This is a genomic window from Ectothiorhodospiraceae bacterium BW-2 (assembly GCA_008375315.1).
Taxonomy (GTDB): domain Bacteria; phylum Pseudomonadota; class Gammaproteobacteria; order Thiohalomonadales; family Thiohalomonadaceae; genus BW-2.
This window is the reverse complement of sequence record CP032507.1, coordinates 2,061,448-2,075,157: the sequence shown is the minus strand read 5'-3', so window position 1 is coordinate 2,075,157 and position 13,710 is coordinate 2,061,448. Positions and strand designations below refer to the sequence as shown.

Below are 13,710 nucleotides of genomic sequence, written 5' to 3'. Positions count from 1 at the left end.
TAGATAACCATGCGAACTCATCGACTCTCGACCTCGTTGCTTAGCCACCTATCGATGAACCAGAAGCTAGCGCTAATGCTGCTCATTCCACTCGCAGCGATGCTCTATTTTGCAGCCACTAATCTGCATCAGCGCTGGCTAGTCTGGCAGGAGAGCGCTCAACTCATCCCCCTCGTCGAGCTCTCCACTTCCATAAGCGCCCTGGTTCATGAGCTCCAGAAAGAGCGGGGAATGTCGGCCGGCTATATCGGCTCAGCCGGTGCCCAGTTTCGCGATAAACTGCCACAGCAGCATCAACTTACCGATCGGCAACGACAGCAGCTACAACAGCGACGCTCTGAGTTGGCACTCCACCATTTAGGCGCCAGCTTTCTACAAGAGATCAATAGGCTACTGACTCAACTAGAGCGGCTAGACGAGGTTCGAGGCCAAGTTATCGGCCTCCAGCTACCCCTGTCCGAAGCGTTAAGCTACTACACTACCCTTAACGGCGACTTTTTAGAGCTAATTAGCTCTAAAATGGATGTTATCAATAACGGCCATTTTAGCCGTAACCTCAGCGCTTACGCCAACTTTCTACTCGCTAAGGAGCGCTCGGGCATAGAGCGGGCAGTCCTCGCTAACACCTTCGCTCAAGATAAGTTCGCCGATGGCATGTACCTTAAGTTCAGCGCCCTAGTTAGCGAGCAAAATAGCTATGAGGCGGTCTTTTTAAGTCTAGCCACCCCAGCGCAGATCAGCCACTACCGCCAACTGATACAAAATCCGGTAGTGCAAGAGACCGAACGGATGCGCCAAATCGCCTTTAGCGCCTTTAAAAAGTCGCAACTTATCCAAAATCTTGAAGAGCATATCGGCTATGGCGGCCTCATCCACCACTATCACAACTATCTACTTCGTGGCCATGCCGAGAGCATAGAGCGGTTTAACCACAGCTACCGTAACGCTATCGCTGTGATAGAGCACTATCGAAAGCTCGATAATCTCAATCGCGACACTCTCACCCGACTCGACACGGTAACGGCCACCCTAAACCGCTACCGAGAGGGGCTAGCGCAGGCGATTGCGCTCAAAGAGGCGGGTGCAACGATTGAGGAGCTTATGCTGCGTATCAAAGTTGAAGATAGCAACGCCTTCAAGGCTATCAAACAGCTCACTAAGGGCAATTTTGGTATCGATTCGACCTATTGGTTTGATAAACAGACCCAAAAAATCGATCTCCTCAAACAGATGGATGATTGGCTCGCAACCGAGTTAAAGCGTGAGATGGATAGCCTCTATCACCACACCCTGTGGCAGGTGACGCTTATGCTGACCCTCAGCCTTGCCGCCCTCATCCTCTCCCTACTGCTATCGGCCACTATCGCCTTGTCGGTTACCCGTTCGCTGCGAGACTCGATTCGGTTTTTAGATGATATCGCCGAAGGAGAGGGCGATCTCACCCAACGATTTGAGGCCCAAGGTCGTGATGAGATCGCCCAAATGGGGGCGGCATTTAACCGCTTTAGCGATAAAATCGAGACTATTGTCATTACTATCAAACAGAACGCCTCTAAGCTTCAGCGCAGCATTGCCGAGTTAAATAGCGGTAACAGCGATCTAGCGCAACGAACCGAGTCGCAGGCCGCCTCGCTAGAGCAGACAGCATCGAGTATGGAGCAGCTCACCACCATTGTGCGCCAAAATGCCGATAATGCCGAGCTAGCCAATCGGGTCGCGCAGGAGACCCGCACCCAAGCGACGGCAAGCGGTGATATTTTGACCCAGACCACCACCGCGATGGCGCAGATCAATCAGGCTAGCCATAAGATTGCCAATATTATTAGCTCCATTGATGAGATCGCCTTTCAGACCAATCTGCTCGCGCTGAACGCTGCCGTCGAGGCGGCCCGTGCCGGTGAGCAGGGGCGCGGCTTTGCGGTCGTTGCCGGTGAGGTGCGCAATCTAGCCCAGCGCAGCGCCGCAGCGGCGAAAGAGATTAAGCTGTTAATTGAGGACTCGCTGACTAAAGTCGAACACGGTAATCAGCTAGTCGTGCGCTCAGATGAGTCGCTACGGGAGATTATTAACAGTGTGAAGCGGGTGAGTGACTATATCGGCGAAATTACCGCCGCCTCCCGTGAACAGGCGCAGGGAATTAGCCAGGTTAATCAGGCGATATCGCAGATGGATGGGGCGGTGCAACAGAACGCCTCCATGGTCGAACAGATTAACGCCCTAAATGAGTCGATGAAACATGAATTTGATAGCCTCGTCCGTGAGGTCGGCCAGTTTCGGGTCAGTGACCGCGGGGTGTGAACGGTTACGGGCGCTTTGTTGCAACCCAGTGAATCGCCCGTCCATCAACTGCCAGTGCCGCCTCATGTAGCGCTTCGGAAAGGGTAGGATGGGCAAAAATCGTTCTAGCCAAATCCTCGGCGCTGCCCTCAAACTCCATCGCCACCACGGCAGTCGCTAACAGCTCTGAGGCCATCGGGCCGATAATATGCACCCCCAAAATGCGATCACTCTCGGCGTGGCTGATGATTTTAACCAGCCCTTGCCCCTCTCCCATCGCCACCGCTCGGCCATTAGCGGCAAAGGCAAATTGGCCGACTCGATAGGGGGTCGCTGCCGCCTGTAGCTTCTGCTCACTCTCGCCAACCCAGGCGATTTCGGGCGAGGTATAGATCACGCCAGGAATCGACACCGGTGCCACTCCCATACCACTACCGGCAATCATTTCGGCAACCCTTATCCCCTCCTCCGATCCTTTATGGGCTAGCATCGGACCACGAATCGCATCCCCAATCGCATAGACACCGGGCAGATTGGTACGATAGGCGCTATCGACATGAATCGCACCGCGCTCATCTAACAGTAGCGCCAGCTCATCCGAGGTTAAATCGGCGGTATTAGGTGTGCGCCCGACAGCGACTAGGAGCTTATCGACCAGTACTCGCAACTCCTCCTCTCCCTGCTGATAGCTGACGCTGATCTGTTTTTTGCCAACACTACTAGAGATCACCCTCGCCCCTAGCCGAATATCGAGTCCCTGACGGCGAAACTCTTTCAGCGCTAAATGGGCAATCGTCTCATCGAGCATCGATAGAAAGCTCTCCTGCGCCTCTAGCAGTACCACTTTACTCCCAAGCCGACTCCAAATCGAGCCGAGCTCTAACCCAATCACCCCGGCACCGATCACCCCTAACCGTTTAGGTACCTCGTCAAATGCCAACGCATCAGTCGAATCGACGATATTTTGGTGATCGACCGGCGCTTGGGTTATTTCGACCGGTCGAGAGCCGGTGGCCAAAATCGCATGTTCATACGCTAGCTGTTCAACGCGCTGCTCAAAAGTGGTCACCTCGACCCGCTTCTCTGGCAGCAGCCGTCCCCGGCCAGCGATTAGCTGCACGCCATTGGCCTGTAGTAGCGTTTTGATTCCGGCGGTCAGTTTGTCGATGAGCTGCTGTTTACGCCGCATCATCTGCGCTAAATCGAGTGTCAGTTCAGAGCAGGTGATACCGTGCTCGGCTAGCTCGTGCCGCACCTTATGGTAGTAGTCTGAGCTCTTTAGTAGCGCCTTAGAGGGGATACAGCCGACATGAAGGCAGGTGCCGCCAAGGCGCTGCTCGCCACGGCTGTCGCGCCACTCATCGATTAAGGCGCTCTTTAGTCCGAGTTGGGCTGCGCGAATCGCCGCCACATAGCCGGCCGTTCCGGCTCCGATGACGATAACATCGTAGTGGGTAGTCTCACTCATGACATATCTCCTATAACTCTAACAGTAGGGTAACGGGCTGTTCAATGTAGTGCTTTACGGTCACCAAAAAGCGTACCGCATCGCTGCCATCGATAATGCGATGATCATACGATAGTGCCAAATACATCATCGGTCGAATCACAATCTCCTCGTCGATCACCCTAGGCCGCTTTTCGATCTTGTGCAGCCCTAAAATGGCACTTTGGGGTGGATTGAGGATCGGGGTCGATAGAAGCGAGCCAAATACGCCGCCATTGGAGATGGAGAAGGTGCCACCGGTGATATCCTCAAGCGCCAAGCTCCCCTCCCTCGCCTCATTGGCAAAGCGGGCGATCGTCTGCTCAATGGCGGCAAAACTGAGTCTATCGCAGTCGCGCAGAATCGGCACAACTAGCCCCCGCCGTGAGCTAACCGCAATGCCAATGTCGTAAAATGGGTGGTAGAGAATATCACTCCCTTCGGTCGAAGCGTTGATGATTGGAAACTGCTGTAGTGCCGCCGTGACCGCCTTAACAAAGAAAGACATCAAGCCTAGCCGAATCTGATAGCGCTTCTCAAACGCCTCGCCGTGGCGCTGCCGTAACGCCATCACGGCACTCATATCGACCTCGTTAAAGGTCGTTAAGGTCGCGCTACTCTGCTGCGATTCGACTAAACGCTCGGCAATGCGAGCCCGAATACGGCTCATCGGCTCTTTGCGTGTCAGTCGCTCGCCGTGAGGCGTCGGCTCTGACAGATTAGGCGTGGTCGCGGCTGTCGCTGCCACCTCTGGAGGCTCTTTGTCGGCCACCGCCTTTAGGACATCCTCTTTTAGTAGTCGCCCCCCCTTGCCGCTCGGCTCGACGGCTGTCGGATTGAGTTGGTGCTGCTGTAGCAGCGCTCGTACGGCTGGGCTCATCGCTGGCTGCTGCGGGGGGGCTATGCTAGCAGCTTCAGTGCCGGTGCCCGTGTCAATCTCGTTCACCGGCTCAATCCGCCCTAGCAGAGCCTCGCTAGTTACGCTCTCCCCCTCCTGTACCAAAATTTGGCTCAATACCCCCGCCGCCGGCGCGGGGATTTCGAGAATCACCTTATCAGTCTCAATCTCCGCTAGCGACTCATCCTGTTTCACCCTCTCTCCCGTCTGGCGGTACCACTTCAATAGCGTCCCTTCGCTCACCGACTCGGGAAATTGGGACAGTTTTACCTCAATACTCATCTTATCCGCTCCCTAAGACTTTTATCTAAATAGCATCCAATCGACTCTGCCAATGGTGATAATAGCGCAACAGCCGCACCGTTTGCAGCCGTTTGGCAGCATAGCGGCGCAAATAGCTCCCGCCGACCACGACAGCGCTAATCTGCGGCGCTTGGGCACAGTGACGCCGCCAGCGGGCAACTAGCTCGCCAGCTAATCTTTCACCATACTCACTCTCAGCCAGACGCTCCGATTTAAACCGCAACACGACCCCCTCCCCCTGTAGCTGTAGCTGTAGCTGCGGCCTGCTCTGCCGTTGGATGCCTATGTTCAATGGCGTGGCCACCCAATCTAGCTCCCCCTGAGACAACTCAAGCCGATACCACGCGACCCGTCTAGGGGCACTGCGCACCACCTTGCGTTTAACCAGCCGCTGCTGCTGCACAACCAGCGCCTGCAGTAGCCGCTGATATCGCCGCCACTGCTCTTCTGGATGGGCGGCGATCTTTTCGTGTAGATAGTAGTAGCTGCCCCGCTCATCCGCCACCCATAGCTTAAACTCTCCCGCCGTCTGCCAACCAAAGGCCTGCACCAATTGGGGGCGATTGAGGGTGACAATGAGCGCCAGCGGCTCGGTAGTCGTATTGGGAACATAGCGGCTGGTGGTGAAATGGGATAGCGGCTGCTGTAGTTGCAGCAGCAGTGCCGTCCAGCTACCGCAGTGGTACCCCACCTGCTGCCCCTTGTCGATATAAAAGAGGTAGTAGTGCTGCCCCTGCTGCCAAATCAGACGGCTAAAAAAGCGGTTTTTGGCCACATAAAAGAGCTCGACAATGGCATTAAACCACTGTGTAAACGCCCCGTTCATACTGCTATGGCAATCTGGCCCCAAGGTCAGTAGCTGCGGCAGCGGCGGATGGAGTGCCCCCGAGAGCGGATAGAGGCGCAGATAGTCACACACCCAGTCGGCCAGCCCCTGCTCGCCATGGTAGTGGCGACACGCTATCTCCCCCCAATTAGTGAGGCTGACCCAGTCAAGAGACCTAAAGAGTGAAGTGGCGCTATCGCCGTGAAGCAACGGCTCCCCCCCCTCGGTGCTCAACCCTTCGGGCTGATCCTCTGCCGTCAGGCCAAAATTGATCACTAGCTGCGAGACGAGCGGCTGCTCCCGTACCCGAAAATCGCTACCCTTAGGCTGATAGTCGAGCCAGTCGCGAAACCCCCGTTGCTGTCGCTGTAATAGCTGGTTTAACTGCTTTTCGGTAACCCGAACTCGCTGCCGTTGCAGCGCCACTGGGCCCTGATTAAGGTGGTTAAAGCTGCACCAGCTAACCAGCTCGACAAGATTTTGTCGTTGCAGACACAGCGTAATGTCGCCACCCTCACCTTCAGTTACCAACGGCACGCTAAGTAGCTGCCACTGCGGTCGCCTATCTCGTGGCGACGGCTGCTCCTGCAGCAGCAGGGAGTGTGGTTGAGGCAGGTGGGGCACTCCCCGCCCTAGCCAGAGAACCTTCCCCTCTCGTAGCTGCATGATCGTCGTTAACTGCCGCTGTAGCAGCGACAGCTCGATGCGTGAGTGTTCAATATCGTCCCGCTCTTTCGCTAAACTCAGCAGACGCTGTAGCTGGCGATAAAAATAGCGATAGAGCAGCTGGCGCTCACGGAGCAGCGCGGAGAGAGGCCAGTTAGCGTAGCGCTGCAACTGCTGTCGTTCAGAGGCCGATAGCTGCCACTGCTGCTGCCACTTCGCTAGCGCTGAGAGGCGCCACTGCGGCTGGTAGTGGGCTGAGACACCGGTCCAGTTAAGCTGTAGAAAGAGCGCTTGACGCACCATCTGCCACTCCTCTGTGGCCATCCTCGACCCATCCTGCCCCAATAGAGCATCGCTTAGCTGTTGCCAAGGATCAATCGTACTCGGACTACCGTTTAATACCAACTCCCGCTTCAATTGGTGGCTAAGATAGTCCACCAACGGCTGCTGAAACAGGTAGAACTCTACCCGCTGTAGCTCAATCAGATGGGAGTAGGGCTCGGCGACTCCTCGCTGCAGCAGCTGTAGCGCCACTGCAAAAAAATCCCCCGCAGCGACCTGCGGCAGCGGCCCTAAGTCGATCACCTCTCGACACCAATCGAAATGTTTTAGCGCCAGCGACTCGCGGCTCGGTTGATACTCCCCCTCCTGTTCGGGAGCGATGAGCCACCATAACGGTATCTGCCCAGCTAACTGCAGAGCATTGTGGTAGAGGGTATCGCGCATGAGCAGCAGGGCCGAGGAGCCATCGAGCCACGGATAGAGCGGATTGAGTAGCCCCGCTGCCACCTTGTTGCTATTGATTAAGATAAATTCGGCCTGTAGCCGCTGGTGCTCGGCAAACTGCTGTAACGCATCGGCCTTATACTGCAACCATAGCAGCTCCTGTTCGATGAGAGCCGCTTCGTGACAGATCCAGAAGCGAAACCGATGCTCGGCTGTCTGAGTCAGGGTACCGGCGCCGTTGACCTCAAACAGCGCTCCAAAACGCGGCAGCAGCGGCGAGAGGTACTCAAACAGCGGATGCTGCTGGTGTGCTAACTGTAGCAGCTCCTCATCGGGGGTAAAGCGGTAGATACCGGTCGGCATCCCACGCCGATCGATAAAACCGGGCAATCCGGGGTGGTTACAGTGCCAGTAGAGCGGCACTAAGCGTAAAAATGGGCGTCTTTTCGGCGGTAGCACCAGTTCGGCTCGCTCGCGTCGCTGCTGTTGTAGCGTATCGTAGCACTCGATAAGCCGCCGTTTTTGCCGAATCGTCTCCCGCTCCAGCAGTAGCGCCCAATCGGCCCGCCAGCGATCGAGCCGCTGCTGCAACAGCCACCGCCATAGCTGCGGCTGCAGATAGGTCGTTAGCGTATGCCAAAGGGACATCGAGCCCTATCCAACGCCACGGCCCCAACGCGGCACTAGCTGCTGCTCTAACTGTAGATGATCTAGCACTCTGGCCACAACCGAGTCGATTAACGCCTCTATCGACTCGGGCCGATGGTAGAAGCTGGGGCTAGCGGGCAAAATCGTCGCCCCCGCTTGGCTTAAGGTCAACATATTTTGTAGCTGAATGGTGCTGTAGGGGCTCTCTCTAGGCACCAAAATGAGCTGACGCCGCTCTTTAAGCGCCACATCAGCAGCCCGCTCAATTAAATTACTGCTCTGACCGTGCGCCACCGCCGCCAGTGTTCCGGTCGAACAGGGGCAGATGACCATCGCCGCCGGCGCTGACGATCCACTCGCAACGGGCGAGAACCACTGCTCCCGCCCCAATACACTCAACTGTTCCGCTCGCTGTGGGAGCTGCAGATGGTCTAATAGCTGCGGCTTAGCCTGTTCGGGACGCGAACTGAGTTTTAGCTCAACTTCGGTCGCCAGCACCACCTGCGCCGCCTTAGAGTAGATGAGAAAGACCTCACACTCACTGAGCAGTAGCTGCTGTAGCAGCCGCAGACCGTAGGCCGCTCCCGAGGCACCAGTCAAGGCGAGCGTGATCTGTTTCACCCCAGTCGCTGCTCTAGGGCTGTGATTAAGCGCTGGTGAAAGCCGTCAAAACTACCGTTACTCATGACCACAATATGCCCCCCTGCCACGGCGGCGTCGGCCACCTGTTCGACTAGCTCAGATAACTCGTTAACGGCGATACTCTCACCCGCCGCTAACTGCCACGCTAGCTGACCGCTATAGATAAATGCCACATCGGCCACCGCCAGCGCCTGCGGCAGGCTATCCCGATGCCCCCCTAGGCGCATGGTGTTCGAGCGCGGCTCCACCACCGCAATCAGCCGCTGTTTAGGATAGCGCTGCCGCACCCCCGCTAAAGTGGTCGCAATCGCGGTCGGGTGGTGAGCAAAGTCGTCGTAGATCACAATCCCGTGGCGCTGCCAGATAGTCTCCAACCGCCGTTTAACCCCTTGATAGTGCGATAGCGCCGCAATCGCCTCAGGCGGGGGGATACCGGCGTGTCGCACCGCAGCAAGGGCAGCTAGCGCATTGGCGGCTGAGTGGGCACCCGCTTGGCTCCACAGCAGCTCCCCCTGTCGCTCGCCCTGCCACCAAAACTGTAGCTGCTGCCCCGCCGGCGTCTCCTGCCGCTCTACCTGCCAGCCATCGGGGTGGTGCAGCCGCTCGGTATCGCTCCAGCAGCCGCGCTGGAGTACCCGCTCAATCGCGGCGACTCCCGCAGGGTAGATAATCTTCCCCCGCCCCGGAACGGTTCGGAGCAGATGGTGAAACTGGGTCTCTATCGCCGTCAAATCGGCAAAGATATCACCATGATCAAACTCAAGATTATTCACCACTAGCGTCTGTGGCCGGTAGTGGAGAAATTTGCTCCTTTTGTCGAAAAAAGCCGAGTCGTACTCGTCCGCCTCAATAACAAAGTAGGGCGGACGACCTAAACGAGCTGAAAGCCCGAGACCGGGGGCGACGCCACCGATTAGAAATCCCGGCTCAAAACCGCACTGCTGTAGCATCGTTGTCACCATGGCGGTGGTCGAGGTTTTACCGTGCGTCCCCGAGAGCGCCACTACCCAGCGCTCCCCTAGTAGCTGCTGCTGTAACCACTCGGGGCCGGAGCGGTAGGGCAGACGCCGATTGAGCACCCACTCGACGGCACTGTTCCCGCGCGATAGGGCGTTACCAATGAGCACTAACTCGCTATCGGTAGGGATATCGGCACCGCGATACCCCTCAATGAGCTCAATCCCCGCCTGCTGTAGCTGGGTACTCATGGGGGGATAGATATTGGCATCCTGACCGGTTACCCGATACCCTAGCTCTCGCGCCAGCACCGCTAGCCCTGCCATAAAAGTACCGCAGATACCGAGAATATGGAGAGAGCGTCCCATCGCGCTACCCCTCCAGCGGCAGCATGGCGCCGAGCAGTAACGAGGTAACCATGTAGAGCACCGCCGCCGTCATCCCACTGCCTTTACCATCGGCCAAGGTATGACGAAAGATATGGGCGGCAAAGAGGAGGTTCCAGATCACTATCGATAACGATAGCAGGGCAGCGACGCCACCGCTCTCCCCTGTGAGGCTGACATAGACTATCGGTAGCGCCACGATGCCGATCACCGCCTCCCCCCCGAGCAGGGCGGTCAGCGACTGCATCAGCCGAATCCGTTTTTGCGCGACCTCAAGTAGTACCACCATATAGAGTAAGACGATAAAGGTACCATAAAGTGCCGCCACCGCCGCTAACTCAGGCGCGAGTGAGAGTCGGCCAATCAACCAGCCGGTCAAGCCATGGCACCCCACCGCCAACACAAATAGCAGAGAGTTAGCCGGCAGCGACTGCGGCGGGCGCTGTAGCAGCACTAATTCGATAAAGGCAAACAGAAGGCGTTGCATAGTGGTTTCGTGTTGATCTTTACTCGTGGGGTTAGAAACTCTTCATCGGTCATCTGCGTCCCCCTAAAATTTTCCGACAATTAATTTAAGTCGCTATTATGCCGCCACAGCAGAGAAGATGCTAGCCATCTCTACAGCCCCGCCTGCGGCCCCATCTTCTCCCCCTACAGAGCCCGCCAGTCAATTCTCCGGCAAAGGGGTGCAACCCGCCTCCCGCTCCTCAAATCAAGCTCGCAACAACTCACAGGCCAACGCCTCATTTGTGGCCTCCATATCCAGCGGTAGGTTTGGAAAACGCTTCTGCTGTTTGCGTTCGATATAAAAGGGACTAAAGCCATCCCATCAACGACTAGAGTGCATCGACCGTAGTGCTAATACGGCATTCGCTCCCAAATACATACTATAAATTCCTGTTGGAAAGTAATTGTTGACTGATGCGGAGCAATCACGACCGGTATGGTTTGATAGCGCAGCGATATGGGAAAACGGCGATCATGAATAGTTATACTCTCAGTTCGTACCATCCCATGATAACCGAATGCGTCGCGTAATAATTTGCTAACAAACTTCTTGGTAATCCCTTGTGGATCCTTGTCAGTACGCTAACAAGCAGTCTGAAATGTGTGCCACAATGCCGTAGCAATCTGAAACGCACGACTGCACTCATCTTTGAACTGCAACCCTTTGGGAATGTGGTAATCACCCCTGAGTGTCAAGATACCCTGAGACCACCCCTGATGAGAAATGAATGTAGAATCAGGGGGGCAACAGAGGAGATACACGATGCCCAAAGATACTACCGTTTTACCCTCCAACGAGGTTACCGACCCCGATGAAGAGAAGCGCTCCTACCGCAAATTTAGTGAGGAAGAGAAGCTTCGGATCCTAGCAGAAGCAGAGCAGTGCAAGGAGCCGGGTCAGCTAGGCGAGCTGCTGCGCAAAGAGCAGATCTACAGCTCCCATCTGACCAAATGGCGCCGACAACTGCAAGCACAGGGGCAGGCTGGCCTGAAAGGGAAACAGAGTGGTCGCAAACCGAGCCTAGACAAGCGAGATAAGGAGATAGAGCGTTTAAAGAAGGAAATTCAGCGTCTTAGCCAACGGTTACAGCAGACCGAAGGGGTGATTGCGCTCCAAAAAAAAGCCTTCAGCTTATTGGAGCAGATGAACACAGAGATAAGCTTATGAGATTAGTTGAAAAAGAGTGCCCCAGTTCGGTGAGCATAAGAGCCGCTTGCGATAGCCTAGCGCTCTCGCGTGCAGGCTACTACCGCCGACAGGCTCCGGTTGTCTCCCCCCGAGCGAGCCTTCCAAGACCCGTCGCAGCCAATGCGCTGAGTGAGGCAGAGAGGCAAGCCGTTCTGGGGCTTTTGAACAGCGAACGATTCTATGACCAACCTCCGGCAGAGATCTATGCTAGCCTGCTGGATGAAGGGAAATATTACTGTTCAATCAGTACGATGTATCGGATCCTTCGTGCTAATCAACAGACGGGAGAGCGGCGAGCTCAAAAACCGGCCAAATCACACGCTATCCCCCGATTACGGGCGACCCGCCCGAATGAGGTTTGGACATGGGATATCACTAAGCTTCCCACCACAGAGCAGGGTAACTTCTTGAATCTCTATGTGGTGATGGATCTCTACAGCCGTTTTATTGTGGCTTGGATGGTCTCAAGGAAGGAGAATAGTGAGCTCTCCAAGCTGTTAATCAGTGACGCAGCGGCTCGCTATCGGGTCGCGCTCAGTGGCTTAACACTGCATCAGGATAGAGGTGTGCCGATGACCGCCAGAGGCTATCTCGACTTGATGGCCGAACTGGGGATCACCTGCTCCCACAGCCGTCCACGAGTCAGTAACGACAATCCGTTTAGCGAGAGTCAATTTAAAACACTCAAGCAACAACCCGATTATCCTCAACGATTTACAGGAGTTGACCATGCCAGAATATGGTTTAGTGACTATGTTGACTGGTACTGTTTCCACCACCACCATCGAGGGATTGCGTGGTTCACTCCAGAGCAGGTATTTACCGGTCGTTACAAGGAGGTTAGCGAGCAGCGTGAACAGGCGCTGAAGCAGGCCTATCAGCAGCATCCGAAACGCTTTATTCATGGTGAGCCCAAGGTTAAGCAACCCCCTACTGAGGTATGGATTAACCCCGCTCTACCGGAGGAGGGGGTGGGGTCGCTGGAGGTCAACTATCCAACCCTGAATAGAGCGAAGGAGAGATGAGTGACGGTGCCGCTAGTGGGTCTATCGTCGATGGCTTTAGCCGGTTGTGGTGGCTGAATGACAGAGCGTTATCCATAGCCCGCCCCCCGGAGACCCCCTTATTATCGTAGGGGGGCGGGCTGTGGGTAACGCGGTGCAGGAGGGAGGTTCCTAGATTAGGGGTTGCAGTTCGCCTTGCAGCTCCCCCTTGCTGAAGGGCTTGGCTCTTGCGGCAAAGGGCCATGAGGGTCATGTTCGCTCCTTGTTGCGTCATGACTCAACATAGGCGAAATTTGCCGGTGAGGGCAGTGGCAATCACCGGCTAGATTTAGAGCTTTATTTTTTTAACAACTGGTCTCAAATTACTTGACAGCTTCCGTCACTGGCAGTCTGACTACTGGCTTATCCCAATGCTGCCCGCTCCAGTTGATCGGCGAGAAATAGTGCTCCTTCAAGTTTGATGGTGGGCAAATTGTTTATTATTTGATGTTTTTTGACGCGTTTCATCGAACCTGTTCCTCCCTATTCCATGGATCAATGAGAGCAATACCGCAGTGATGAAAATCTTTGATATTACGCGTTGCCAGCGTGGCAGTATGAGTTTTGGTAATTGCAGCAATCATGGCATCAGACTGCGAGATCGGCAGACCATGCTGTCGTCTTAGTATGGCTATTTCGGCATAACAATCGGCAGCATCGGTATCGAAAGGGAGAACTTGTTCAACAATCGCTGGTTGAAACAGAGCAATGACTGCCTGTTGGAGTTGGTGTTTTCGCTTGCCTTCGGGCAATAAGCCGATGCCGTATCTGATTTCGGCACGAGTGATCGTGGTCGTGACACATTGTTGGTTTTGTAAACTACGAAACCAATGGATAACTTGCATGTCAGGTTGTAACCGTATCAACTCAGACAGCACATTGGTGTCGAGAATAATCATTCGCTAAAGTCAGGCGGTTGAGGCATGGCATTGCGTGTGGGAAGTTCCAGTTCAATTCCATGCAATGGCTCCACCAACTGCCGAATTTTGGCATATCGTTCTGCGCCGCTTACAGGTGAAGCATGTACCGATTCGACTTGCTGGAGAGGAATTTGCTCCTCTTTAGCAATCTCTTGCACCAAAAGTGCCATAAGCTGTATTTTTTCGGCATGAGGCAGAGCCTGAATCATCGGTAAAATTTGTGGTGTACTCATGTT

Annotated in this window: 11 protein-coding genes; 3 read left to right on the top strand and 8 right to left on the bottom strand. The window is 55.3% G+C overall.

Annotated features, from left to right (window positions below):
• The first annotated feature begins 9 nt into the window (after positions 1-9).
• Positions 10-2,298, top strand: a complete 2,289-nt coding sequence (locus D5085_09895; protein QEP43407.1) for a methyl-accepting chemotaxis protein — start codon at positions 10-12, stop codon at positions 2,296-2,298.
• Between the two features lie 4 nt (positions 2,299-2,302).
• Here the strand turns inward: D5085_09895 and lpdA are convergent, their stop codons facing one another.
• Genes lpdA through D5085_09865 form a run of 6 tightly spaced genes read right to left on the bottom strand, consistent with a single transcriptional unit; the run spans position 2,303 to position 10,302 of the window.
• Positions 2,303-3,745: a dihydrolipoyl dehydrogenase gene (gene lpdA, locus D5085_09890; GenBank protein ID QEP43406.1), complete on the bottom strand. Its 1,443-nt coding sequence runs from the start codon at positions 3,743-3,745 to the stop codon at positions 2,303-2,305.
• Positions 3,746-3,755: 10 nt separating this feature from the next.
• On the bottom strand, positions 3,756-4,943 hold the full coding sequence (gene odhB / locus D5085_09885) for a 2-oxoglutarate dehydrogenase complex dihydrolipoyllysine-residue succinyltransferase (GenBank protein ID QEP43405.1): 1,188 nt from the start codon (positions 4,941-4,943) through the stop codon (positions 3,756-3,758).
• Positions 4,944-4,968: 25 nt separating this feature from the next.
• Entirely contained in the window at positions 4,969-7,830 is a 2,862-nt protein-coding gene (locus D5085_09880; GenBank protein QEP43404.1) for a hypothetical protein, read from the bottom strand.
• A 6-nt stretch (positions 7,831-7,836) separates the two neighbouring features.
• The gene (locus tag D5085_09875) at positions 7,837-8,451 is read right to left on the bottom strand and encodes a UbiX family flavin prenyltransferase (protein ID QEP43403.1); all 615 of its coding nucleotides are present in this window, start codon (positions 8,449-8,451) and stop codon (positions 7,837-7,839) included.
• Positions 8,448-9,797, bottom strand: coding sequence for a UDP-N-acetylmuramate:L-alanyl-gamma-D-glutamyl-meso-diaminopimelate ligase (gene mpl / locus D5085_09870; protein QEP43402.1), 1,350 nt, complete (start codon positions 9,795-9,797; stop codon positions 8,448-8,450). Before mpl ends, D5085_09875 begins: the two co-directional genes overlap by 4 nt.
• Positions 9,798-9,801: 4 nt before the next feature.
• Entirely contained in the window at positions 9,802-10,302 is a 501-nt protein-coding gene (locus tag D5085_09865) for a hypothetical protein (protein QEP43401.1), read from the bottom strand.
• Between the two features lie 744 nt (positions 10,303-11,046).
• On the opposite strand from D5085_09865, the gene D5085_09860 reads away from it, so the two are divergent.
• Together D5085_09860 and D5085_09855 are read left to right on the top strand one after the other, a co-directional pair.
• A complete protein-coding gene (locus tag D5085_09860; protein ID QEP43400.1) occupies positions 11,047-11,490 on the top strand; it encodes a hypothetical protein in 444 nt (147 codons plus the stop codon).
• Positions 11,487-12,536 (top strand): IS3 family transposase, encoded by a 1,050-nt coding sequence (locus tag D5085_09855; GenBank protein ID QEP43399.1) that lies wholly within the window; start codon positions 11,487-11,489, stop codon positions 12,534-12,536. The genes D5085_09860 and D5085_09855 overlap by 4 nt, the downstream gene beginning before the upstream one ends.
• Before the next feature lie 482 nt (positions 12,537-13,018).
• Here the strand turns inward: D5085_09855 and D5085_09850 are convergent, their stop codons facing one another.
• Positions 13,019-13,453, bottom strand: a complete 435-nt coding sequence (locus D5085_09850; GenBank protein ID QEP43398.1) for a type II toxin-antitoxin system VapC family toxin — start codon at positions 13,451-13,453, stop codon at positions 13,019-13,021.
• A complete protein-coding gene (locus D5085_09845) occupies positions 13,450-13,707 on the bottom strand; it encodes a hypothetical protein (GenBank protein ID QEP43397.1) in 258 nt (85 codons plus the stop codon). The genes D5085_09850 and D5085_09845 overlap by 4 nt, the downstream gene beginning before the upstream one ends.
• Positions 13,708-13,710 lie beyond the last annotated feature (3 nt).

Coding starts and splice junctions, on each gene's coding strand:
- D5085_09895 (QEP43407.1), top strand. CDS start 10: ATGCGAACTCATCGACTCTCGACCTCGTTGCTTAGCCACCTATCGATG.
- lpdA (QEP43406.1), bottom strand. CDS start 3,745: ATGAGTGAGACTACCCACTACGATGTTATCGTCATCGGAGCCGGAACG.
- odhB (QEP43405.1), bottom strand. CDS start 4,943: ATGAGTATTGAGGTAAAACTGTCCCAATTTCCCGAGTCGGTGAGCGAA.
- D5085_09880 (QEP43404.1), bottom strand. CDS start 7,830: ATGTCCCTTTGGCATACGCTAACGACCTATCTGCAGCCGCAGCTATGG.
- mpl (QEP43402.1), bottom strand. CDS start 9,797: ATGGGACGCTCTCTCCATATTCTCGGTATCTGCGGTACTTTTATGGCA.
- D5085_09865 (QEP43401.1), bottom strand. CDS start 10,302: ATGCAACGCCTTCTGTTTGCCTTTATCGAATTAGTGCTGCTACAGCGC.
- D5085_09860 (QEP43400.1), top strand. CDS start 11,047: ATGAATGTAGAATCAGGGGGGCAACAGAGGAGATACACGATGCCCAAA.
- D5085_09855 (QEP43399.1), top strand. CDS start 11,487: ATGAGATTAGTTGAAAAAGAGTGCCCCAGTTCGGTGAGCATAAGAGCC.
- D5085_09850 (QEP43398.1), bottom strand. CDS start 13,453: ATGATTATTCTCGACACCAATGTGCTGTCTGAGTTGATACGGTTACAA.
- D5085_09845 (QEP43397.1), bottom strand. CDS start 13,707: ATGAGTACACCACAAATTTTACCGATGATTCAGGCTCTGCCTCATGCC.